Origin of the sequence: Corynebacterium tuberculostearicum (genome assembly GCF_022347385.1) — a bacterium.
In the GTDB taxonomy this organism is placed as follows: domain Bacteria; phylum Actinomycetota; class Actinomycetes; order Mycobacteriales; family Mycobacteriaceae; genus Corynebacterium; species Corynebacterium tuberculostearicum_M.
In genome coordinates this window covers 21502-44116 of record NZ_JAKRDT010000018.1, presented here as the reverse complement: position 1 = coordinate 44116, position 22615 = coordinate 21502, and the positions used below count along the sequence as shown (strand labels likewise).

Here is a 22615-nt window from a genome sequence, read left to right as displayed (position 1 = left end):
GGCGCGATGCTAGTTACTTTTTCGAGCTGAGCCCGCCGAAAATATCGCTGGAGCTCAGGGAGCTGCCGCCCTCCGGATCCTTGGGCACCTCTGGGGTGTCTGGGTCGGTGGACTCGGTGGAGTCTGCGGGGTCGGTGGCGTCGTCGGCAGGCGCAGCGCCGCGATCCTTCTTCTTGAGGGAAACCTTGTCCACCAGCGTGTTATCGCCTTCGTTGAAGGTGGTGAAGGTGAGCTTGTCATCGGAGACGTCCACGCGCATGTAGTCCTCGGTGTAGTCCTGGCGCCACATGGCGGTGGACTCGTGGGCAAGCTTTGGATCGATGGTCTCCATGCGCGCGCCCTTGTGCTTTTTGTTATTCACGTCGGTGAAGTCGTAGTACTTGCCACCGCCCGCGGTGGTGGTGGTCAAGTACAGCGCCTCGCCATCCTTGGGCTCGAGAACGTCGCCGCGCTGCGGCTTCTTTTCAGGCAGGACCGGCTTGTTGTTCTTCATCAGGTGGCTGCGGGTGTAGATGTGGTCGTGGCCGGAGAGCACGGCATCGACATTGAGTTCAGACAGCACCGGGGTGAGCTTCTCGCGCAGGTTGGTGACGTCCTTATCAAAGTGATGCGAGCCCTGGGAGTACGGACCGTGGTGCATGCCTACGACGATCCAGTCATTATCCGCGCCACGGGATTCGATGGCCTCACGCAGGAACTGCTCGTGGCGGGCGATATCGACGTCGGAAGAAGCATTGGAGTCCAAGCCGATGAATAGTACGTTATTGCGCTCGAAGTAGTGGTCGCGGATATCGTCCGCCTGATGCGGGTTGGAGAAGTGCTCATCATGATGCTTCATGGTGAGGTTATAAGTCTCGTGGTTGCCTGGGACCGTGTTGGTAGGGATGTGACGAATCTCCGGGGCGGAGAAGTACGCATCGTACTGCGGTACCTGCGCACCCCAGCCCTCAACCTGGTCACCCAGCGACCAGATCATGCTGGCATTCGGCACGTGGGAAGCCGCGTGACCAATGGTCTTGCGCCACTGTTCGGCTTGGTCATCCACCTTGAGGTCCACGCCGATCTGCGGGTCGGCGACGGTAAGGAAGGACCAGTCATCGCCATTGGAGCCGGTGTTGAAGGTCTCTGGTTCGGACCAGCCGCCTTCCTCGGAACCAACGCGGTAGGAGTACTCAGTATCCGGCTGCAGGTTGGTAGCGGTGGCGAACTGGGACTTGTACAGCAAGGCGCCAAAGTCGCGCTCGTCGGCTTGGAAGGTCGTGGTGCCTTCTGGGCCGGTGACCTCGAGGACCTCGTCTGCCTTGGACTTGGTGCGCCAAGTGACCATGACCTGGGATTCATCCTCGCCCGGTTGCAGGATGGTGCGGTAGATGGGCGAGTCAGCGGCCAGCGCTGGGGTGGCGGGCACGATGGCGGCGCCACCCACGGCGAGGGCGGTGGCGAAGGAGGCGACGAAGCGCGATGAACGAAGCATACAGTTTTCACCTTTGGAGTCTTAGAAGAAGCGGTACGGCTCCCTAGAACACCATAAGAATGTGAACACCGTATTACGAGCGCGCGAAAAGCGTTTGAACCCTACCTGTGAGGGGCTGGGGTTTAGAGGCTCTTATCGGAGTTGATAACGGCCGCGCGCCAGAGGGTGTATTCCTCCGGGTTATCTTCGCGGTAGTTCTTCACTGCGCGAATGCCCTGTTCCACGGATTCGATGACGGTATCGATGGTGGTGTCTTCGCCCTCGGCATCAACGAAAATGACGGGGCCGCAGATGGAGCGGATGGGGTCCTGCAGGAAGGCGGCGTTGCCGGTGGCGGCTGCGTTGCGTGCCAGGGAGGCTACCGGGTTCGGCTCGGCGCCTTCGGCCTTGGCTTCGGGATTGTAGAGTGCGGCGTAGGTGGTGCCGTCTTCCTGGAAAACAACGGAGACGCGATCCTCGGTGGTGCCGCCCAGGAACTGGTTGGCGTGCTCCAGCTCGAACTCGAGCTTGCGGCGGGTGAGATCAGGGTTGACAAGGAAACCGACGGTCATGAGAGAAAGCTCCTTCAGAAAGCCAAGAGGGCATGAACGCTCTTTAGAGTACCGGCCCACTGCCCCGCCTGCAGCGCGAGCGAGAAGAACTTTAGGTTAACTGCGGCTCTTCTACATCCAGCTGGGTATCGGTGCCTACGCCGAGACCAGAGGGCTGGGCGCCTTCGTGGATGAGCTGCGCGCCGATGGCCGCGATCATCACGCCGTTATCGGTGCACAGGGAAAAGCGCGGCACGCGCAGTTCCACCCCGGCGGCGGCGCAGCGCTCGGCGGCCAGCTCGCGCAGGCGGGAATTAGCGGCCACGCCGCCTCCCAATAACAGCACGCGGGCGCCGGTGTCCTCGCAGGCACGCACGGCCTTGGCAGTCAGGACATCGGCCACGGCTTCTTGGAAACTGGCGCATACATCTTCCACGCTGATGGTCTCCCCTGCCTTTTCGGCGCGTTCCACGTAGCGGGCCACGGAGGTCTTGAGCCCGGAGAAGGAAAAGTCGTGGCGGTGTGGGCCGCGCAGATCCTCGGCGCGGGACATGCCGCGTGGGAAGTCGATGGTGGCCTCGCCGCGGGCAGCGAGCTTATCAATCACCGGGCCGCCCGGGTAGCCCAAACCAAGGAGGCGGGAGACTTTGTCGTAGGCTTCACCGGCGGCGTCGTCAAGCGTAGAGCCCAACTCGCGCATGGGCTTGCCGACGGCCTCTACCTCCAACAGCTGCGTATGCCCGCCCGAGACCAAGAGGGCCACCGAGTGCGGCAGCTCTTCGCCTTCCAGGTTGGCCACCGCAACGTGGCCGCCGAGGTGGTTAACGCCGTAGAAAGGCACGCCCCAGGCCGCGGCATAGGCCTTGGCGGCCGAGGCTCCCACCAGCAAGGCACCGGCCAGGCCAGGTCCCACGGTGGCGGCGATGGCATCCGGCTTTTCGATGCCCGCCTCATTCAGCGCCGCTTGCATGACCTGCGGCATGGCCTCAAGGTGGGCACGGGAGGCGATTTCCGGGACGACGCCGCCGAAACGCGCATGCTGCTCCATGGAGGAAGCAACGGCGTTAGCGATGATCTCCATGTGGCCGTCCTCGCGCAGCTCGACGATGCCCACGCCGGTTTCATCGCAGGAGGACTCGATACCCATGATCTTCATGACTGCTCCTTAATCTTCTGGGCGATCGGACTGACGCGGGCGCACCATCACGTGCGCATCCGCCCCGGAAGGTTGGTAATAGTTCTTGCGGATCCCCTGCTTGGCAAAGCCGTAGCGCTCATACAGGCCAATAGCGGGATCATTGCCCACGCGAACCTCGAGGAAGACCGGGGCGTCCTTGAGATCCGCGATATGGCAGATATTGTCCATCATCATCCGCGCGATGCCGCGGCGCTGCGCGGCGGGGTCGACGCCAATGGTGTGGATTTCAAACTCCGGGTCCGCGGCCGGGCCCATCATGCCGATGCCCGCATAGCCCAACAGCTTTACGGGCGTTGGTTCCTCGATCGCGCCTTCCACCCCGAGATAGAAGTTGAAGGGCTGGGCCATTTCTTCCCGGAAGATCCGGCTGGACCACGGAGTTTCGCCTGGAAAAAGGACCTCTTCCAGCTCGGCGCACCGGGGTGCATCGGCCGGGGTTAGCTCGCGCAGCCTCACAGCTCGACCTTCGGGATGGCGGCAGAAAGCTGTTGCTGCTTTGGCGGGACCGCATCTGGGCGGCGCAGGTACAGCGGCACGACGGGAGCCGGTTCTGCCTCGAGGTCGGCCGCGGCAACGAGGGCCGACGCGGTCGGATGGGCCGCGCGGTGCGGGAGGGCGGCGAATCGCTCGGGAAGTTGCCCAGCAAGGCGGTCAGGAATGATGACCTCGGCGGTGGAGGCAAGTTCCACCTCGAGTTCGGCCGGTTTCGTCACCGCAGGACCAGAAATGCGCTGCACGCCGGAGTCGGTAGCGCGGTAAGTGGCCCAGTAGATCTCTTTGCGGCGGGCGTCGGTAGCCACCAAGGCGGTCGCCTCGTCGGCCGCGGCGGCAGGTTCTACGTGGAGGTCGGCGGCGGCCGCGATGGCATCGTGGGTACAGATGCCGTGGAGGGGGATAGAAAGGGCGTCGGCAAGCGCGGAGGCCGTCGCCATACCCACGCGCAACCCGGTAAATGGTCCCGGGCCCACGCCGGTGACCACCGCATCGAGGTCGGAATATTCCATGCCCGCCTCTGCGAGGACCTCGGTGATGGTAGGAATGAGCAGCTCATTATGCGCGCGGGTATCCTCCAACACGCGCCCGGTGGTCTGCCCGGTGACGGTATCCACCACCCCGGTAACCAGGGCGGTGGTGGCCGTGTCGATCGCGAGGACGCGCATTAGGCAACCATCTTCCAGGTGCCATCCTCGCGCTGGAAGCCCAGCGGCTGGGTGCCCTGGATCATGGGAACGCCGCCATCAAGGCTCTGGCCCTGCTGCTCCATGGCCTTGACCTGCATGTCAATCATCTCGCACACCTCCACCTTTTTCGGATCCAGCTCTTCGATGAAGGGCTTAGCGCTCTGGGAAATGGCTACCGCGTAGCTCTTGCCTTCCGGCACCGCACCATCTTCAAAGGTGATGTTCTCGGTATCGATCTGTGCCTCTTTGACCTTGTCTTCGCGCATGCCCGGGCAGATGAAACCAATGGCGGGGTACTCCTCGCCATAGACATCGGTAGGCATGACGGTCATGACCTCCAAGTTATTTGGCGCCTTGGCCAGCGTGGAGGAGAGGTTGCCCTCCAGGTGGTTTTCCTCGCGCAGCGTGGAGGAGGCAAGAAGAACCATCATGACAACGATAAAGATGGCGATGATGACGGCAGTGAGGTTGCGAGCGAATTTAGTCATGGGGTGAGTATGGCTCCTTGAAAAATGTTTAAGTTTCAGGCGGGCGGCGGTAATTCTGGCAACCGATGCTACCTGGTTCACCGCAACACAAAACCCACAGGGTAGTGCCTGCCAGTGTAGGCGGGCGACCCTGTGGGTGAGTAATTAACGCGAGATATTGCCGCTATAGCAACAGCAAGAGCAATACCTGCGAGGCAATAATCTTGCCGATAATTGTGGTGGGATAGACCGTGGCCCATCCGCGGCCAGCCAGCTCGGTACCGGTTTGGTCACGAATATAGGCAAAGACGGCCGGGTTGGTGGTCATGCCGGCTGCACAGCCCATGGCCTCGTCCCACTTCAGCTTGAGCACCAGCATGCCGATGACGCCGATCAAGATGGCGGAGACCAGGGTGATGATAAGGCCCACACCCATGATGGTCAGGGAGGATGGATCCGTCAGAGCATCGCGGAAGGAGGCGCCGGCCGAGGTACCCACGCCGGCCAGGAACAAGGTAAGGCCCATATTGGACAAGGTCTCACGGGTGTGGAATGGCATCTGCCAGTTCAACGGGCCGGTACGGTTGAGGTAGCCCAAGAGCAGGCCGACGACCACGGGCCCGCCACCGAAGCCCAGCTGCAGGGTGGAACCGCCCGGCATCGGAATCGGAATGAGGCCGAGCAGCATACCCAAGGACAGGCCGATGGCCATGGACAGCAGGTCCGCATTACCCAACGCGGCCTCAGAGTCACCGAGGTACTTGCGCACATACGGCAGGCGGCTCGGGCTGGTGACCACGCGAACGCGATCCGAGTAGTTGAGCACAGTGTCCGGGTGCGGGACGAGGTCCTTATCGCCCTTACGGATACGAGCGATGATAAAGCCGTGGTCGAGGGCCTTGATCTCGCGGACGGATTTACCGGCAATCTCTGGGTTGGACACGGTAACGCGGGTGTATTTAAGCCCAGCGTCCTCGGTCAGCTCCACTGGGTGTTCTTCACCCAAGACCTCAATGGCCTTATCGACGGCCTCTTCGGAGCCGTTGAGCAGGTAGGCCTCCCCCTCGCACAGTGGCATTTCCGGGACGGCGAGGCGGTGGCGCTCCTCGTCAGAGATGATACGAGTAGCCACTACGGTCTGGCCGGTAACGCGGTAGATATGCCCAGCGGTGTCATTGAAGTTCTTGGTCAGGCGCACGCCTTTGGCCACGAGCTCGGCGGGAATCATGCCCTCTGCGCGGGCATCTTCCTCATGGTTCACCTTGACAACCTTGGCGCCGATGGCGGCGACGAGGATCGCGCCGATTACCGCACCTGGGTAGGCCAAGGAGTAACCGACGACCGGGGTGGAATCGCCCACCATTTCCACCACGGCGGCCATGCCCGGCGTGGAGGAGAGCGAACCGGCGAACATGCCGACGGCTTCTGGCACGCTCAGGCCAAAGCCACGGATGAGGCCATAGCCCACCGCAACCAAGACAACCAACATGCCCAGCATGAAGACGGTGAGCTTCCAGCCGCGGGTTTTAAACTCGCGGACGAAGGAAGGCCCGAAGTTGAGGCCAATGGCATAAACGAAGATCGCCAGGCCAAATTGATAGACCAGCGGCGGAATTTGGATATCCGGATTGGCAGTAGATAGACCCAGTGCCACAAACATCGCAGCCGCGGCACCGAGAGAGATGCCGAAGATCTTGATCTTGCCAATCGCTAGACCCACCGCCATGATGACGAAGAGAGATAGCAAAGGACTTGAGGCGAGAAAATTCAACACCTTAATAGAATTACGCAGTGGTTATACCCAGAGCAAGTCAGCTGTCTGGGATATTCATCACTTAAATCACTTTTATATACAAGGATGTGTTATGCACCATTTTTCCAAGACCATGTGAAGCGGCGAACATCCTCTTCTGCGCCGGCATATTCTGCCGGCTCGCGGTCGATGCTGATAAATAGGTAGCGCTCCGCAATCTGCTCTACTAGTCCCCCGCCCCATTCGGCAATAATTACGGCGTCCTCTAGCTCCGTGTCCAGATCCAGCGCGTCGAGCTCCCCTAGCGGGTCCCCGGAATTAGCACCGCCTTCATCGAGCAGGCGGTAGGCATCCACATGCACGAGGTCCGGGCCACCCACCGTGGAGCGGTGCACGCGGGCGATAACAAAGGTCGGCGAGGTAACGCGGCCTTTAACCTGCATGCCCTTGGCGACGCCCTGCGTCAGCGTTGTCTTCCCAGCCCCCAACGGACCATCCAGGATCACTACATCGCCGGCTTCAAGCGCCGCACCTAGCTCTTCACCAAAGGCATAGGTGTCTTCCACCGTGGATAGGTCGCGGCTGCCGGCTTCCGGGAAACTACTGCGCATCTTCTTCTCCTATATATTCGCGTTCGGTGCGGCCATCGGGCAGGCAGACAACCTCATAGTTAATGGTGCCTGCTGCCGCGGCGAGATCCGTGGCCGATACTCCCCCGTTGCCAAAGATCACGGCGTCTTGCCCCGTGTCCACGCCATGCGGGTTCTCACCTAAGTCCACGACAATCTGATCCATGCAGATTCTTCCTACCTGCGGGTAGAGGTGCCCACCAATGCCCACGCGCAGGTCGCCCTGATAGCCACGCGGCAGGCCATCTGCGTAGCCACAATCCACCGTGGCTAAGAAACCCGGCTTATCCGCCTTCCAGGTGAGTCCATAGCACGTGCCCTCACCCGGTTTGATGGGCTTGACGTTAAAAATCTGCCCGGACCAGGTCATGGCCGGGCGCAAGCCATGTTCGCGTCCTTCAATAGGCTCCAAGCCATAGCAGGCGGCACCTACGCGCACCTGCTCGAAATAGGAGGAAGGACGCGTCAGCACTGCGGGCGAATTGGCCAGGTGATTGACTGGGCATTCCAAACCAATCTCACGCGCGAGTTGCAGGGCCGTGCGGAACGCCTCCTCTTGGGCGTCATTGTGCGGATTATCCGGCTCATCGGCACACGCAAAGTGAGACATGAGCCCGAGCACCTTGATGTGCGGGGCATCGCGCAGCACCTTAAAGGTCTCTGCCCAATCCTCTTCATCCACACCGGAGCGGTGCATGCCGGTTTCCACCTTGACGTACACCTCAGCAGGAAAATCGGCCTTGACCAGCTTATGCGCCTGCTCAAGGGAGTTGACCGCTACCTCGATTCCATTGGCCAAGGCTTCTTCGAGGATTTCATCTGTTTGCCAAATCCACGCCACGATGGGCGCATCCACGCCCGCGCGGCGCAGGTTCACGGCTTCCCGCAGGGTGGCCACGCCAAAGCAATCCGCGCCGGCGCGCGCCATCACCGGCACAACCTTGGCCGCGCCGTGCCCGTAAGCATCGGCCTTGACCACGCACATGAGCTTGACCTCAGGCCCCACCTTTTCCTTGATGAGGCGGACGTTGTGCGCAATAGCGGAGAGATCAATCGTGGTTTTCAGCATGCCCACCATTGTGCCACTGCTCACCCTTGGGCTGAATTCGGGCAGGGTGTGGCGCACTGACTCGCGATACCTCCACCTTGGAGTCGGCTCATCCAATGTCCTCTATAGAAACTTGCCTCGTAAGTTTGATCCGCGAGCAGAAATCTTCATCATGGCTCACCACTAGCAATGCGCCCCGATAGTTTTTCAAGACCGAGACCAACCAATCAACAGTTGAAATATCAATGTTGTTAGTCGGCTCATCGAGCATTAGCAATTGCGGCGCCGGATCCGCTAAGAGCACTCTGGCGAATTCCGCCCTAAATCTTTCGCCTCCCGAGAGAGTCCCTGTCAACGCATGAACCGAGTCAGATTGAAACAACAACTGAGCAAGCTGATCACGGATGAACTGCGGATCTTCTCGTGGATTCGCGTTAGTAACCACGTCCCATACGCTTAGAGAAGGATCTAATCCAATTCGTTGACGCAAATACCCCGAATTGCCGATCACGTAGCCCGCCTCACCGGAGTTAATTCGGTTTAAGAGCGTGGTCTTGCCACTTCCATTTGGTCCTGACAAGCGCACCCGTTCCGGGCCGACAATCGTCAGCCCAGGAATCGAAATAACCCGCTTTCCTTCCGGCAGCTCAGTTTGTGGCAGCTCGATATAGACCGAATCATCATCTCGTATGTTTCGCTCAGCTCGAGCTAAAGAGCGTTGGGCCTCTTCAACTGCGCCTGAATGGATCTGCGCTCTGCGCGATGCCGTCTTTTCGGATCGCTGCTTATCAAGCTTCATCGTCATGCCTGGTTTGCGCTTCGACTCCGCGAACTTCTTTCCACGGCGCGCATCACGCGCAATCCGTGTCTGCATTGCTTGTTGTTCGCGGAGTTGCTGCTTATAAGTCGCCTTGGCGGTAGATACTGCTTTTTGAGCTACTTCCTGTTCTGCATTAATCGTGGCTAGGTAGTCGGAATAGTTGCCTTGGAAGAAGCGTAGGTTCCCATCCCTTAATTCCGCTACCTCGGCAGCTACATCCAACAGGTCTTTGTCATGGCTTACCACTAGCACCGGCGCCGCGGCATTTACCAACATATCTTTCAGATGCTTCTTAGCAGTTCCGTCGAGGTTATTGGTCGGTTCATCGAGGATAATGAAATCCGGCTCGGACAAGAACACCGCTACCAAAGCGACGCGGACCGCTTCACCTCCAGAGAGGCTTTTGATAGGGCGGCCCAACGGGATATCCAATCCGGCGGCGGAAAGGGCAGCGGTAATGCGCTCACCGACGTCCCATTGCTCCCCAATTAACTCATAGAGTTCTGGTTCATACTCACCGGCTTCGACTGCGGAAATCGCCGTGAGCACTTGGGTGGCACCGAAGATGTCTGCTACTACATCATTTTCATTCCAAGCAAGGTCTTGTGGCAGGTACGCTATCGATTCCGGCTTTTCCACCGTTCCAGCAGTAGGCAAGATTTTGCCAAGGATGACGTTTAACAGAGTTGTCTTTCCTGCACCATTATCCCCAATGAGCGCAGTTAAAGGGCCAGAAAAGGCACCGTTTAGGCCGCTGAAGCAGGTTGTACCATTGGGCCATACAAGGGAAAGGTCGTTCAATAAAATAGGCATGCTTAAATCCGTTCTTCCTTTAGTGTTTTACGCAAAAACACGACGGACGAGCACTGCCTACTCCTTTCACCGACAACAATTGCTCCCAATAGCATAACAGATTCAAGCTTCAAAGAAATGCCAAAGCCCCCTTACCTCCCACGCAAGAAACGCGGCAAGTAAGGGGGCTTAGCTAGTACCGTTCGGCGTGGATTACTCCACGGTCACGGACTTGGCCAGGTTACGCGGCTGGTCCACGTCGTAGCCCTTGGACTTTGCTACATGGGCGGCAAAGATCTGCAGCGGCACGGTGGCCAGCAGCGGCTGCATGAGGGTCGGCGCCTTCGGGATGCGGATGACGTGGTTAGCGTAATCCTCCACGGCGGTATCGCCCTCTTCCGCAATCACGATGGTGATGGCACCACGGGCGCGGATCTCCTGGATATTGGAGACAACCTTGGAGTGCAGGGAGTCGCGGCCGCGCGGGGACGGCACGATGACGAAGACCGGCTGGCCTTCCTCAATCAGTGCAATCGGGCCGTGCTTGAGCTCGCCGGCGGCAAAGCCCTCGGCGTGCAGGTAGGCGATCTCCTTGAGCTTGAGCGCGCCCTCAAGAGCTACAGGGAAGCCAACGTGGCGGCCCAGGAAGAGCACGGATTCCGCATCCTTCATGGAGTTGGCCAGGTTGGCCACCTGGTCCTCTTCGTCGATGACGTTTTGAACCTTGTCCGGCATGTGGCGCAGCTCAGCCAGAACGCTCTGGATTTCATCGGCGAACATATTGCCGCGCAGCTGAGCCAGGTAGAGGCCAAGCAGGTAGGTGGCGGTGATCTGTGCCAGGAAGGCCTTGGTGGAGGCCACAGCGATTTCCGGACCGGCGTGGGTGTAGAGCGCGGCATCGGATTCGCGCGGGATGGACGAGCCCTGGGTATTACAGATGGCAATAACCTTGGCGCCCTGCTGGCGGGCGTGACGCACGGCCATCAGGGTATCCATGGTCTCACCGGACTGAGACAGGGCGACAACCAAGGTCTTTTCGTTCACGATCGGATCGCGGTAGCGGAACTCGTGGGCGAGCTCGACCTCGGTAGGAATGCGGCACCAGTGCTCGATGGCATAGCGTGCCACGTGGCCGGCGTAGGCGGCGGTACCGCAAGCGATGACGATGATCTTGTCGATGGACTTCAACACGGTCTCATCGATGCGCAGATCATCGAGAGCCAGCTGGCCCTGTTCATCGAAGCGGCCGAGCAGGGTATCGCGCACAGCGGCGGGCTGGTCGTGGATTTCCTTTTCCATGAAGGAATCGAAGCCACCCTTTTCGGCAGCGGCGGCATCCCACTTGATTTCAAAAGGCTTCCCCTGTGCAGGGTTGCCCGCATAATCGGTGATTTCTACCTCGTCGGCGGTGATGGTCACGACCTGGTCGTTGTCCATCTCCACGGCGGACTTGGTGTAATCGATGAAGCCAGATACGTCGGAGCCGAGGAAGTTCTCGCCCTCGCCCAGGCCGATAACCAGCGGCGAGTCGCGGCGAGCGGCAACGATGCGATCGGCCTGCTCGGCGTGGATGGCCAGCAGGGTGAATGCGCCCTCGAGGCGGGAGCAGGTCAGCTGCATTGCCTTGGTGAGGTCACCAGCGGCCTCGTTGTGGAAGACATCGCCCAGCAACGTAGCGGCAACCTCAGTGTCGGTCTCGGAAACGAAGTTGTAGCCCTTGTTCAAAAGCTCGGACTTGAGCTCGGCAAAGTTCTCAATGATGCCGTTGTGCACCACGGCCAGCTTGCCGCCATCGACCACGTGCGGGTGCGCATTCAGGTCGGTAGGGCCACCATGGGTAGCCCAGCGGGTATGGCCAATGCCCAGCACGGAGTCTGGCAACGGGCGGGCCTCAATCTCAGCATCCAGCGCAGCGACCTTACCGGCCTTCTTGCGCCAGCTAATGTCCCCATCGGCGTACATTGCTACGCCAGCGGAGTCATAGCCGCGGTATTCCAAACGGCGCAGCCCTTCCAAGACTACGTCGAGGGCGAAGTAATCACGGTCACCACCAGCGTGACCAATATATCCAACAATTCCACACATGGTTGCTGATTTTACAGCACGGGGAAGAAACCTCTAGGCGGGCGGGGCGTCGGCAAGCGGGGGCATAGCGCCCCGCCCGCTAGTGCGCTGGGAAAACTAGCGCGTCGCCTGCTCCAAAAGTTCCAGAATGTGGTGATAATCCTCGCCGGTAGCACGGGTCAAGCCGAGCTCGCAGGTGCGGTTGGTCGAGGCGTGATACTGCGCCCCGATTTCCTTGACTTGCGCTGCTTCGGCGCGCGTTGCGGCGTCGGTTAGCTCCGGGTGGAGCATGCCGCGATCGCCGGCATAGCCACAGCAATTCCAGTCAGTGGGAATGTGTACCTCGGCCGCTGCGGCGCGGGCTACCTTCTCCACGTCTTCCATCATGCCCAGCTGGAAGGCAGAGCAGGTGGGGTGCACGGTCACGGAGGCCGCGGGGTTCTTGACCGCAAGCTGCGGCAGGAGGGTATCGGCCGTAAAGCTAATGGCGTCGATGACGGTAATGCCTACCGACTCCAGCATGTCCTTAAATCCGGCGGTGCAGCTGCTGGCGTCCACGATGACCGGCAGGCGCGCACCATCGGTGGCCTCCATGACGATATCGCGCACGCGCTGCTCCATCGCATCGTGGCCGGCCTGCATGCCCTTGGACGCCCATGGGGTGCCACAGCAGAGCTTGTCGATGCCCTCCGGAACCTCCAGCGCTACCCCGGCGCGCTCCAAGAGAACCACGAAGGAATCGGTAGTGCCCTTGCCACCACCCTGCGGGCCAAACATGGTGTTCACGCAGGCAGGAAGGTAAATGCCGGTGGTCTGCGCGTAGCGGTCACCCACGCGCCCGGCCAAGCGGCCGCGGGACTTGCCGCCCTTGCCCAGCTCCGGCTGGTACTGCGGCAGGTTATCGGTGCCGATGAGGCTGCGGCCCACGTCGGTGACCTTCTTGACCAACTCAGTGGGCAGTAGGTGCGCGCCGGTAAGCGCCAGCCCGGCTCCTTGGCTAACGACCTGCCAATTCTTGGCGGCAGCGCCCCACAGCTTCTGCTGCGCTGGTTGGGCCTCCTCACGGCGCAGGCGCTTGATGAACTTGCCGGTATCGATACCTACCGGGCAGGCGGTGCGGCACATGGAATCCACCGCGCAGGTCTCGATGCCCATGTATTCATAGGCCTCATCCAGCTCGGCTACGAGCTGGCTATCGCCGGCTTCTTCCGCGCGCTTGCGGGCGCGGCGCACCACAATGCGTTGGCGTGGGGTAAGCGTGAGATCACGCGACGGGCAGACCGGCTCGCAGTAGCCGCACTCCACGCAGCGGTCCACTTCCTCTTCCACGGTGGGGTTGAGCTTGATGTTTTTGATGTGCGCATCCGGGTCATCGTCCAAGATAACGCCCGGATTCATCGTATTGGTGGGATCGCAAGCCCGCTTGAGTTCCTGCATGACCGCGTAGAGTTCGTCGCCATACTGGCGGCGCACATACGGCGCCATGGCGCGGCCGGTGCCGTGCTCAGCCTTGAGATTGCCCTCAGCCGAGAGAACCAAGTCCACCATGCCCTCGTTGAAGTCGTTATACCGACCGATGGCGTCATCGCCTTCAAAGCGGTCCGTGAGCAGGAAGTGGATATTGCCGTCCTTGGCGTGGCCGAAGATCACGGCATCGTCATAGCCATAGCGGGCAAAGAGTTCCTGCAGGGAAGAACACGTATCCGCCAGATCGCCGACGGGTACCACGATGTCTTCCAAAAGGGCCGTCGTACCGGAGGGGCGTGCCTCTGCTACTTGGGCGTAGAGGCCCTTGCGGAAGTTCCATGCGGTATTGCGCGAAGCGGCATCGGCCGAGAAGGCGGCTGGCGATTGCAGCGGCAGCTCGCGCAGAAGCTGCGAGCCCTTGCCCTCCTTCTCCCGCAGTTCTTCTTCCGCGTCAGCGTGGTACTCAATGAGCAGTGCGGCCTGCTTGTCCGCATCGAAACCGGTGATGGCCTGCGGAACCTTGTCAAAGCCTTGGCCCACGCGAATAGAAGCGGAGTCCATTAGCTCCAAGGTGGCCGCCCCGGTATCCAGCAGAGCCGGCAGGGACTTGGTGGCAGCGGTGAGATCATCAAATACCGCTACCGTGGTGGTGGTCAGCTTAGAAATCGGCACCGTGCGGAATACCGCTTCAGCGATGAAGGCCAGGGTTCCTTCCGACCCGATAAGCAAGTGCTCAAAGAGCTTGACCGGGCTATCAAAATCCAGGAAGGAATTCAGGCCATAGCCCATCGTGTTTTTCAGCTGGAAGTGGCGGCGGATAATATCCACGGACTCCTGGTTATCGCGCACGCGACGCTGCAGGCGGGTCAGTGTGTCCACCAGCTCCGGCTCCTGCTCTTGGAACTGCCGGTCGGCGTCCGGATCGGCGGTATTGATCACGGTGCCGGTAGGCAGCACGAAGGTCAGCGATTCCAGGGTGTTATACGTATTGAGCTCAGTGCCGCAGGCCATGCCGGAGGAGTTATTGGCCACCACGCCACCGATGGTGCAGGCAGATTCACTGGCCGGATCCGGGCCGAGCTTGCGGTTGCGCAGGCCTAGGCGGGCGTTGACCTGGCGCACCGTCGCGCCGGGTTGGACGCGCACGCGCTTGCCCTCATCCAGCACCTCGATGCCGCGGAAGTGCTTGCGCACGTCCACCAGGTAGCCATCGCCGGAAGCCTGGCCGGCAAGGGAGGTACCACCGGAGCGCAGGGTGACCGGAACATTCTGCTGCCGGCCTGCACGGAAGATGGCGGCCACGTGCTCGGCGGAGCGAGCCTCGATGACTGCCTTGGGGGTGTACAGGTAGTGCGAGGCATCGGAGGCATGTGCCACGCGGTCAATGACCTCGGTCTTTACATCCATCCCATAACGAGTAGAAAGTTCTTCCGCATCAACGACGCCGGTAGTCATGTACCGCAGCCCGCCTTCCCAGAAAATAGAGTATGTAGTTGCCCACACATTGCACTCCCCTACCCACAGGGGCGCAAGTTAGGAGGGGCTTAGGAAGGCCTTTCGACTACACCCGCGGCTCGGCTGGATACTACGCAGACATTTCTCAGATAAACCCGCACCCTTTCCCGCCTGGCGGGTGATCTTCCTCTATCCTGGAATGCGTGTCTGCGAATTTGAATAAACATCTAGCAACGTTGTCGAAGCGCGGTCGCAACCGAGTTTTGGTTGGCGACCTTGACTATGCCGGAATCACCGGCAAGGTTTATACCCCTGCGGAGGGCCAAAGCCTGCCCGCCGTGGCCTTTGGCCATGACTGGATGCACAAGATTAAGGATTACCACGCCACCCTGCGCCACCTGGCTAGCTGGGGCATCGTCGTGGTAGCCCCCGATTCCGAGACCGGCCCCTTCCCTAACCACCGCAACCTGGCCGCGGATATGGAATCCGCGCTGCAGATTGCCGCTGGGGTAAAGCTTGGCGCTGGCAATATTACGGTCTCCCCGGGCAAGCTCGGCATGATTGGCCACGGCATGGGTGGTGGCACGGCCGTGCTTGGCGCCTTGGATAACCAGAAGGTCGCCGCCGTCGCCGCGATTTACCCTTCCATCACCGCGCCGTCTGCGGTGCAGGCAGCCCGCCGCATTACTACCCCGGGCTTGGTCATTGGCGCCGGCCAGGAAGACATTTTCAATGCCGGCAACCCCGCCAAGCTGGCCCATAACTGGAATGGCCCAGTCTGCTTCCGCGCCATCGACAAGGGCAGCCACGCCGGCTTTACCGAAGATCGCCTGCGCAAGCTGGCCATCGGCACCGCCGCCTTCCAGTCCGGCCCTACCGAAATCGCCCGCGGCTTGCTCACCGGCTTCCTGCTGGCCACCCTCAATGGCGATTCCACCTATGACGCCTTTGCGGATCCAGAGGCGAGCGCCAAGAAGGTCGAAAGCCTCGTAGGCGAGGACTTGGCCGAGCGCGCCGGCGTCACCCGCGACGCCTAAGGTATTAGCCCCGCCGCAGCACAGATTGCACCTGCCCCGACGCGTTCCTTGAGCGTGCCGGGGCAGCGCCATATCGGGGCCTTGGCGCCGTCGCCGCTTGCCGACGCCCCACCTGCCCCTTCTCCCTTCGCGCCTCCTGCATGGCCTTATCCGCGGACTTTTCTAGCTCGTCTTGCGCTTTCGCCAGCGTTTTTTCAAATTCCAGCAGGCGTTTAGCCGTCCTTTCCCGAAAGCCCTGCGCAAATTCTGCGAAGTCGTTATTCATTACCACTGACCTGCCTTTCGTGCCTTAATGGTCGGTTCTTCTGGCGCGGGTGCCGCCTCCTGCTGCGGTGCTGGGGCCGGTTCCGGTGCCGGCGCTTCTTCTGGAGCCGGCTGCGGTGCCGGGGCCGGTTCCGGTGCCGGTGCTGGTTCAGGAGCCGAAGCTGGGGCTGGTGACGGTGCCTCTGCTGGACCGGCCGCCTGGAGATGTGCGACCTTCTCTGGTGGCGGCGTTGGCTCCTCTACCTGAGACAGCTCAGGAGGCGGTGCCATTACTCCATCATCGCCAGTTGGTTCCGGTTCGGGGCATGGCTCCGGCTCCGGCTCGGGTTCGGGCTCAGGTTCCGGGCAGGGATCTGATTCTGGCTCTGGCTGAGGCTCAGGGACGGGGTCCGGTTCGGGCTCTTGCACCGGGCAATCCGCCTCGGACATGTGCTCTAGGCACTGCGCGGCACCTTCCACGATGAGGCCCACGCCTACCAAAGCGATTCCAGCTCCGACTAGGCCGAGACTGCCACTGCAGGAGGATTCAATTCCACAGCCTTCCGTGCTGGTTTGGGTCGTTTCCACACATTCTTCGGTACTTTCCGCGGTATTTTCAGGGCAGAGCGTTTCCTCGCCTGCGCCCGAGTCAGAAGCAGGTTCTGTATCCATGTCTGGTTTAGGTTTCGGCTCTGGCTGAGGTTCAGGTTCCGGGCACGGTTCTTCTACTTGCTGTGACTGTTCTGGCGGCTCCTGCGGCGGAATGATCTCCGCCTGTGCCGGCCTGGTGATCTCTACGTCGCGCTGGGACTGCGCTGGTCGCTCGGTAAATGATTGCTCGGTGCACTCATTGCAGTGGCAGCCCGCACCGTGTTCTGCAGTGGTCTCCGTGTGCACTTCCGTCTTGGCTGATTGCTCCGGCTCGGGCTCGGGGCATTCCCTTGGTGGAACTGGTGGTGGCGAAGGAGGCGTCGGCTGTGGCGGCGTGGAAGTGGTCTGGCTGGATTCTTGCTTTGAGTCGGGCTCCGGCATAGACGTGGGCTCTGGCGGACACTCCACCTGGGCTGGCTCGGTGGGCTGCGAGGGCGGAGGTGGGCACTCTTCCTTCGGCATCGGCTTAGTGGGAGTAGGAGTCTCCGGGCATTGTTCTACCGGTGCCGGGCAGGCACCTCCTGTAGGTTTAGCCGGCGTCGGGCATTCTTCCGGCATTGGGCGCTCACAGACGCATTCGCAGCGCGATTCAAACTCGTTATAGCAGGACTCAATCGCATCATCGCGGTCGCGGCAGGTGCTAGCGATATTGTGATTCGTCTCTTCGATAACGCGCCCGCCGATGGTGGAAAGAATCGGGATAATAAACCTGGCCAGCGGGTGCTTGGTAGCCACCATGGACAAGATATTCAGTAGTGGGATGACCGCAGAGATGAGCTCGGTTAGGGCGGTGTCGGAAACATCGACGACGTCGGCAATAGCGCCCGAGCACTGCTCCGCCGAACTGGTGAGATGGGCAGCATCCTGGCGGTCAATGTCGAAATCTTCCTGCACGCCGCACAGGTGCTCGCGCATGGCGCCTTGAGCAACCTCGGAATCATCTTGCTGCAAATAGCCCGCTAGTCCAGCCCCGCCTCCCTTCGGGCGGTTACCGCCTACGGCCGCAACGGTGTTTTTCACCAGGTTTTCGGGCGCGATGCCATCCACCGCACCGACTAGCTCCCCCAGTAGGTTCATCGGCATGCTGGGGCCCGAGTAGCTTCCCAAGCATGCGAATTGGAATTGGGAAATCGCGTTGGAATAGTCCTCCAGCAGGGATTTTGTCAGCGTACTCACTTGCTGTCCGCCTCCCCGCCGCGCGCAAAGGAGCTGCCGAAGGACTCATCAAAATCGGCAAAGGCGCGCACCTGTTCATGGGCGGCGTGGGCGGTGGCGGATAAATTATCCAACCTCTGCCCGCCGCGCTCATGGATGCGCGCCAAGACATCACGAATGCGCTCACCGTGGCCGCCAAAGTTGCGTCCAGCCGCGGCCACCGGAAAATCCGGCACCTCGGCCCGGTGAGCATCGCGTTGTTCGTCGTTATCGGCTACGACCTGCCGTAGTGCGGACATCGCCTCCAAGGGGCGAAGAAAAACCTCAGACACTGGTGTATTCCCCCAAATCCATATGCGGTAAAAGTTCTCACCTTCATTGGACTGGGGATTGCGCCAAATGGTTCCCTAGGATGCCAAAATTCTTCCGCACCCGGCGGTTGCGCTAGACCGAGGAAACGATGGCGGAAAGCCTCCCGGCAACCTTGCGGGCCTGCTCCTTATCGGCGGCCTCCACCATGACGCGGAAAACCTCCTCAGTGCCGGAGGGGCGCAACAGAACACGGCCGGTTTCGCCGAGTTCCTCCTCGGCCTGGGCGATGGCTTCTTGTACCTCAGGGGCGTCCATGATGACACCCTTATCAGAAACCGGCACGTTAATGAGCACCTGTGGCAGCACGGTCATCACCGATGCCAATTCCTTTAGGGACTTCCCGGACTTAGCCATGCGCGCCATGATGGACAGGCCAGTAAGCGTGCCGTCGCCAGTCGTGCAATCATCTGGCAACACGACGTGGCCAGACTGCTCGCCGCCCAAGGAGAAATCGCCGCGGTTAAGCTCTTCCAGCACGTAGCGGTCGCCTACTGCGGTGTGGCGCACCTCGATGCCTTGCTCCTGCATGGCTAGCTTCAGGCCCAGGTTAGACATGACGGTTGCTACAAGAGTGTTGTAGCGCAGGTCATTATCCTCCTTCATGCCTACGGCCAGCAGCGCCATAATCTGGTCACCGTCGACAACATTGCCCTCGGCATCCACAGCCAGGCAACGGTCGGCGTCGCCATCATGGGCCAGGCCCAGATCGGCGCCATGCTCGACGACGGCCGCCTGTGCCTTTTCAATGTGCGTCGAACCGCAGTCCTCATTGATATTGAAGGCATTCGGCTTGTTGTGGATAGCAATAACCTCTGCACCAGCCGCCTCATAGGCGATCGGAGCAACCTTGGAGGCCGCACCATTGGCGGTGTCTACGACCACCTTGATGCCGCTGAGGTCGGTGGAGACCACTTCCTTCAAGTGGTTGAGGTAGCGCTCGCGTCCGTCCGGGGCCTCCGAGATGATGCGGCCCAACTTGGTGCCGGTCGGGCCATCCTCGGTGAGGTTTTCCATGGTGGCCTGAATCTGATCTTCTACCTCGTCCGGCAGCTTCTTACCGCCTGCGGAGAAGAACTTGATGCCGTTGTCTGGCATCGGGTTGTGGGAAGCGGAAATCATCACGCCGAGATCCGCGCCATAATCATCCGTCAAGTAGGCAATCGCCGGCGTCGGCAGCACGCCCACGCGCACCACGTCCACGCCGCGGGAAGCCAGCCCGGACGCAATCGCTGCATCCAGCATCTCGCCAGAAACACGCGGGTCGCGGCCAATAATGGCCAGCGGCCGGCGCTCATAGGATTCACGCTTGGCGGTAAATACCTCCGCAGCGGCCTGGCCTAGTTGCAAGGCCAGAATTGGGGTCAGCTTCTTGTTCGCGAGGCCGCGAACGCCATCGGTTCCAAAAAGTCGAGTCATGCAATCAATTATGCACTCCTGTGCCCATCGATTGCATGTTGGGGCGGTTTAGGCGGAGGCAAGCTTCTGGTTTATCAAGGCGTTGAGTGAAATTCCTTCCGTCCTTGCTTCCATCACTAGCTTGCGATGCAGCGACGGAGAGGTTCGAACGTTGAATTTTCCCGAATATGACCGAGCCCCCAACGGTTGTGGGATGACTTCCCCAGACACCTGCATATCTTCTACTACTTCCGCAACCAACTTCAGAAGTTCCTGCTCTGCACAGCTACGGTCAGAATCCAGCCACGATAGTGAAGGAAACTCGGCAACCGTCGCCACAAACTCATTATCCTCTTCAGACCAGAAGACTTGATAGGTGTATTTGCTGACGTCCATCTTTTATTTTCTTTCTTGCTCGGTTTGTAGTTTTTGCACCGCTTTAAGAACTTGGCGAACTTGGTAAGCTTTCGCTTTGCCTTTCGCGTTCTGAATATTCACTCGGGGATCTCCACGCCATGGCGTCTTATAAGTTCTGTGCGACGTACCTTTGCTGCTTCTTCGCTCAAAAAAATAGTCACACACACTTACTAGATCCGAAAAAGCTATGTTCACTGGGCTTCTTTTCATTTTGGCCAAGATTTCTTCTACGCTGCTACCCACAATTAATCAGTACCACATATAGTACTATCATGCAGAGGTGTCATCCTCCTCTGCCGAAGCTCAAAACGACGAAAGCCGCCGCCTCCCAAAGGAAGCAGCGGCTTTGCGTAGCGCTTGCGCGCGCAGTATAAGCGAGATTAACGCTTGGAGTACTGCGGTGCGCGACGTGCCTTGTGCAGACCAGCCTTCTTACGCTCAACTGCACGAGCATCTCGGGTGAGCAGACCAGCCTTCTTGAGGGCGGTGCGGTCAGCCGGGTTGTAGATGTTCAGTGCACGAGCGATAGCCAGACGCAGGGCGCCAGCCTGACCGGTCGGGCCGCCACCGTTGACGGTGACCTTGAGGTCGAACTGGTTCTCGCGCTCCAGCAGGGTCAGCGGAGTGAGGATATCCTGCTGGTGCAGCTTGTTCGGGAAGTACTCGCCGAACTCGCGGCCGTTAACCACAATCTGGCCGGAGCCAGCAACGAGGCGAACACGTGCGACGGCGCGCTTACGGCGACCGACGGTCTGGATCGGGCCCTCGTGTACCGGAGCGGCAGCCTCGACCTCTTCGGTCTCGGCCGGTGCGATGGAATCACCGATGGTGTTGGTGAACTCTTCGGTAGCGGCGCTTGCTGCAGCGATGTCAGCAGCGTCGGCTACGTTGTTGTCGATGTTCTGCTCAGACATTACTGTGCCACCTGCTTAAACTCGAAGGTTTCCGGCTTCTGGCCGGCGTACGGGTGCTCTTCGCCTGCGAAGACGTGCAGCTTCTTGATGGAAGCGCGGGAGAGCTTGTTGTGCGGCATCATGCCGGCAACGGATTCTTCGATAACGCGAACCGGGTTGGCGTCCAAAGACTGACCCAGGGTCATGGACTTCAGGCCGCCCGGGTAACCGGAGTGGCGGTAGCGCATCTCGCGGCCGCGCTTGACGGAAGAAACGTGGATCTTGTCAGCATTGATGATGATGACGTGGTCACCAGCATCAACGTTCGGTGCGAACTGTGGCTTGTGCTTGCCGCGCAGCAGGTCTGCAACGGTGGAAGCGAGCTTGCCCAGCACCACATCAGTAGCGTCGATGACGTACCACTTGCGGGTGATGTCACCGCTCTTTGGGTGGAAAGTAGACAATTTGACTCCTTGAAAGTCTGTCTCGGAACTGCCGGCCAGCGCTAAGCATCCATTCACTCCCGTACAGCGGCCGGTGGAGACCTGCAGGGAGCGCTTCGCCAGCTGCTTGCCGACGAGCGAACACATAGGTTTCCTACCCTACTTGCTCACCTGCCCAAAGACCAAAACACCGAAACCGGCACCTTCCGCGGCTCAAACGAGAGGTGCCGGTTCGTGGGTACGGACTAGAAAGGTACGACTTCAAAGAGTGGAAGAGATTGCAAGAGAATAGAGCTAGAAAAGGAGTAGCCACGCTGGTTTCGTGGCCAAGGCTGCGGCTGCGTCCGCCTCCTGCCACGCGGGTGTGGTCAGTGGCACCGCAGCTCCGACGGGGACAGCGTGGAACCGTGCAATCAGGGTGTGGATTTAGCCCCAGCTTGCGGCGGCGCGACGGTTGACGTCGCTCATTGCATCGTTGCCCTGCGAAACCGTCTTGGAGATGGTGGCGAGCACGGTGTTGAGTTCCTGCGATGCCTTATCCCACTTCGCCTGCGCTTGGTTATAAGCCACGGCGGACTCACCCTCCCAGGTGCTTACCATCGGCTGTAGGCGCGCCTTCAGGTCTGCCAAGGTGCTGTTGATGCGACCAGAGGTGGCGTTGATATCGGCTGCGGCGGAAGAAATGGCACCGAATTCGTACTTGATCTCGGACATGTGGTGGTGGATTCCCTTCTGTGAATCTATAGCTTTTGGGCTGCGGAGTAGTGAACTGTGCGGAGCGGTTTAGAGGGCGAGGCCGCCGCCCACGTTGGAGAAGGCCTGGGTGTTTTCTGCTTCCACGTTGTCGAAGTTGTGGGCGTTGCTGCGGATATTGTCAGAGATAGAGGCCAAGGCCTCGCGCAGCTGCTGTGCAGAGGTGTTGTAGCGCTGCATCAGGTCATCGAAGGAGACCTGCGCCTGGCCAACCCAGCTGCCACGGACGGAGTCGACGACGCCCTGCAGGCGGGTGAGCTCGCCTTGGACTTCATCGTTGGTGTTATCGACTTTGCCAGCGGTGGCAACCATGACATCGGCTTGTGTCTTGAAAGTCTGAGACATAAGAGTGCGCCCCTCCTTAGGGCGGATGAGATT

At 60.2% G+C, this 22615-nt stretch carries 22 protein-coding genes; 1 reads left to right on the top strand and 21 read right to left on the bottom strand.

The genetic code is table 11. The features are described 5' to 3' along the window. Nucleotides 1-13: 13 nt before the first annotated feature. The 12 genes from MHK00_RS09805 to MHK00_RS09750 all read right to left on the bottom strand — a co-directional run bounded on the left by MHK00_RS09805 (nucleotide 14) and on the right by MHK00_RS09750 (nucleotide 14878). Complete coding sequence (locus MHK00_RS09805; protein ID WP_250411579.1) at nucleotides 14-1474, bottom strand: purple acid phosphatase family protein; 1461 nt, start codon at nucleotides 1472-1474, stop codon at nucleotides 14-16. 122 nt (nucleotides 1475-1596) lie between these two features. Further along, nucleotides 1597-2025, bottom strand: coding sequence for a hypothetical protein (locus MHK00_RS09800; protein WP_005326848.1), 429 nt, complete (start codon nucleotides 2023-2025; stop codon nucleotides 1597-1599). Between the two features lie 91 nt (nucleotides 2026-2116). Beyond that, nucleotides 2117-3160 (bottom strand): tRNA (adenosine(37)-N6)-threonylcarbamoyltransferase complex transferase subunit TsaD, encoded by a 1044-nt coding sequence (gene tsaD, locus MHK00_RS09795; protein WP_005326850.1) that lies wholly within the window; start codon nucleotides 3158-3160, stop codon nucleotides 2117-2119. Between the two features lie 9 nt (nucleotides 3161-3169). Beyond that, entirely contained in the window at nucleotides 3170-3658 is a 489-nt protein-coding gene (rimI, locus tag MHK00_RS09790) for a ribosomal protein S18-alanine N-acetyltransferase (RefSeq protein WP_005326852.1), read from the bottom strand. Continuing rightward, the gene (gene tsaB / locus MHK00_RS09785; RefSeq protein WP_005326854.1) at nucleotides 3655-4362 is read right to left on the bottom strand and encodes a tRNA (adenosine(37)-N6)-threonylcarbamoyltransferase complex dimerization subunit type 1 TsaB; all 708 of its coding nucleotides are present in this window, start codon (nucleotides 4360-4362) and stop codon (nucleotides 3655-3657) included. The genes rimI and tsaB overlap by 4 nt, the downstream gene beginning before the upstream one ends. Next, nucleotides 4362-4871 carry a hypothetical protein gene (locus tag MHK00_RS09780; RefSeq protein ID WP_005326856.1) on the bottom strand — a complete coding sequence of 170 codons (510 nt, stop codon included), beginning with the start codon at nucleotides 4869-4871 and terminating at the stop codon, nucleotides 4362-4364. The genes tsaB and MHK00_RS09780 overlap by 1 nt, the downstream gene beginning before the upstream one ends. 163 nt (nucleotides 4872-5034) lie before the next feature. Next, nucleotides 5035-6624, bottom strand: a complete 1590-nt coding sequence (locus tag MHK00_RS09775; RefSeq protein ID WP_250411577.1) for an aspartate:alanine exchanger family transporter — start codon at nucleotides 6622-6624, stop codon at nucleotides 5035-5037. Nucleotides 6625-6713: 89 nt separating this feature from the next. Further along, nucleotides 6714-7214 (bottom strand): tRNA (adenosine(37)-N6)-threonylcarbamoyltransferase complex ATPase subunit type 1 TsaE, encoded by a 501-nt coding sequence (gene tsaE / locus MHK00_RS09770; protein ID WP_250411575.1) that lies wholly within the window; start codon nucleotides 7212-7214, stop codon nucleotides 6714-6716. After that, nucleotides 7204-8307: an alanine racemase gene (gene alr / locus MHK00_RS09765; protein ID WP_250411588.1), complete on the bottom strand. Its 1104-nt coding sequence runs from the start codon at nucleotides 8305-8307 to the stop codon at nucleotides 7204-7206. Before alr ends, tsaE begins: the two co-directional genes overlap by 11 nt. An 82-nt stretch (nucleotides 8308-8389) precedes the next feature. After that, on the bottom strand, nucleotides 8390-9913 hold the full coding sequence (locus tag MHK00_RS09760) for an ABC-F family ATP-binding cassette domain-containing protein (protein ID WP_250411573.1): 1524 nt from the start codon (nucleotides 9911-9913) through the stop codon (nucleotides 8390-8392). A 192-nt stretch (nucleotides 9914-10105) separates the two neighbouring features. After that, nucleotides 10106-11977 (bottom strand): glutamine--fructose-6-phosphate transaminase (isomerizing), encoded by a 1872-nt coding sequence (glmS, locus tag MHK00_RS09755; protein ID WP_005322735.1) that lies wholly within the window; start codon nucleotides 11975-11977, stop codon nucleotides 10106-10108. 96 nt (nucleotides 11978-12073) lie between these two features. Then, a complete protein-coding gene (locus MHK00_RS09750) occupies nucleotides 12074-14878 on the bottom strand; it encodes an FAD-binding and (Fe-S)-binding domain-containing protein (protein ID WP_250411571.1) in 2805 nt (934 codons plus the stop codon). 203 nt (nucleotides 14879-15081) lie between these two features. On the opposite strand from MHK00_RS09750, the gene MHK00_RS09745 reads away from it, so the two are divergent. Further along, complete coding sequence (locus tag MHK00_RS09745) at nucleotides 15082-15915, top strand: dienelactone hydrolase family protein (RefSeq protein WP_250411569.1); 834 nt, start codon at nucleotides 15082-15084, stop codon at nucleotides 15913-15915. Between the two features lie 4 nt (nucleotides 15916-15919). Here MHK00_RS09745 and MHK00_RS09740 read toward each other — a convergent pair whose 3' ends face one another. The 9 genes from MHK00_RS09740 to MHK00_RS09695 all read right to left on the bottom strand — a co-directional run bounded on the left by MHK00_RS09740 (nucleotide 15920) and on the right by MHK00_RS09695 (nucleotide 22582). Further along, complete coding sequence (locus tag MHK00_RS09740) at nucleotides 15920-16180, bottom strand: hypothetical protein (protein ID WP_250408740.1); 261 nt, start codon at nucleotides 16178-16180, stop codon at nucleotides 15920-15922. Then, a complete protein-coding gene (locus MHK00_RS09735) occupies nucleotides 16180-17985 on the bottom strand; it encodes a hypothetical protein (protein ID WP_250411567.1) in 1806 nt (601 codons plus the stop codon). Before MHK00_RS09735 ends, MHK00_RS09740 begins: the two co-directional genes overlap by 1 nt. Continuing rightward, nucleotides 17982-18263: a hypothetical protein gene (locus MHK00_RS09730; RefSeq protein ID WP_239193036.1), complete on the bottom strand. Its 282-nt coding sequence runs from the start codon at nucleotides 18261-18263 to the stop codon at nucleotides 17982-17984. Before MHK00_RS09730 ends, MHK00_RS09735 begins: the two co-directional genes overlap by 4 nt. Nucleotides 18264-18408: 145 nt before the next feature. Continuing rightward, nucleotides 18409-19752 (bottom strand): phosphoglucosamine mutase, encoded by a 1344-nt coding sequence (gene glmM / locus MHK00_RS09725; protein WP_250411565.1) that lies wholly within the window; start codon nucleotides 19750-19752, stop codon nucleotides 18409-18411. 48 nt (nucleotides 19753-19800) lie between these two features. Then, nucleotides 19801-20127 carry a type II toxin-antitoxin system HicB family antitoxin gene (locus tag MHK00_RS09720; RefSeq protein WP_005322743.1) on the bottom strand — a complete coding sequence of 109 codons (327 nt, stop codon included), beginning with the start codon at nucleotides 20125-20127 and terminating at the stop codon, nucleotides 19801-19803. 401 nt (nucleotides 20128-20528) lie between these two features. After that, a complete protein-coding gene (gene rpsI, locus MHK00_RS09710; protein WP_204610198.1) occupies nucleotides 20529-21062 on the bottom strand; it encodes a 30S ribosomal protein S9 in 534 nt (177 codons plus the stop codon). Further along, a complete protein-coding gene (rplM, locus tag MHK00_RS09705) occupies nucleotides 21062-21505 on the bottom strand; it encodes a 50S ribosomal protein L13 (protein WP_204610199.1) in 444 nt (147 codons plus the stop codon). Before rplM ends, rpsI begins: the two co-directional genes overlap by 1 nt. A gap of 405 nt (nucleotides 21506-21910) precedes the next feature. Then, entirely contained in the window at nucleotides 21911-22198 is a 288-nt protein-coding gene (locus tag MHK00_RS09700; RefSeq protein WP_005322746.1) for a WXG100 family type VII secretion target, read from the bottom strand. Between the two features lie 69 nt (nucleotides 22199-22267). Further along, complete coding sequence (locus tag MHK00_RS09695) at nucleotides 22268-22582, bottom strand: WXG100 family type VII secretion target (protein ID WP_005328030.1); 315 nt, start codon at nucleotides 22580-22582, stop codon at nucleotides 22268-22270. Nucleotides 22583-22615: the final 33 nt, after the last annotated feature.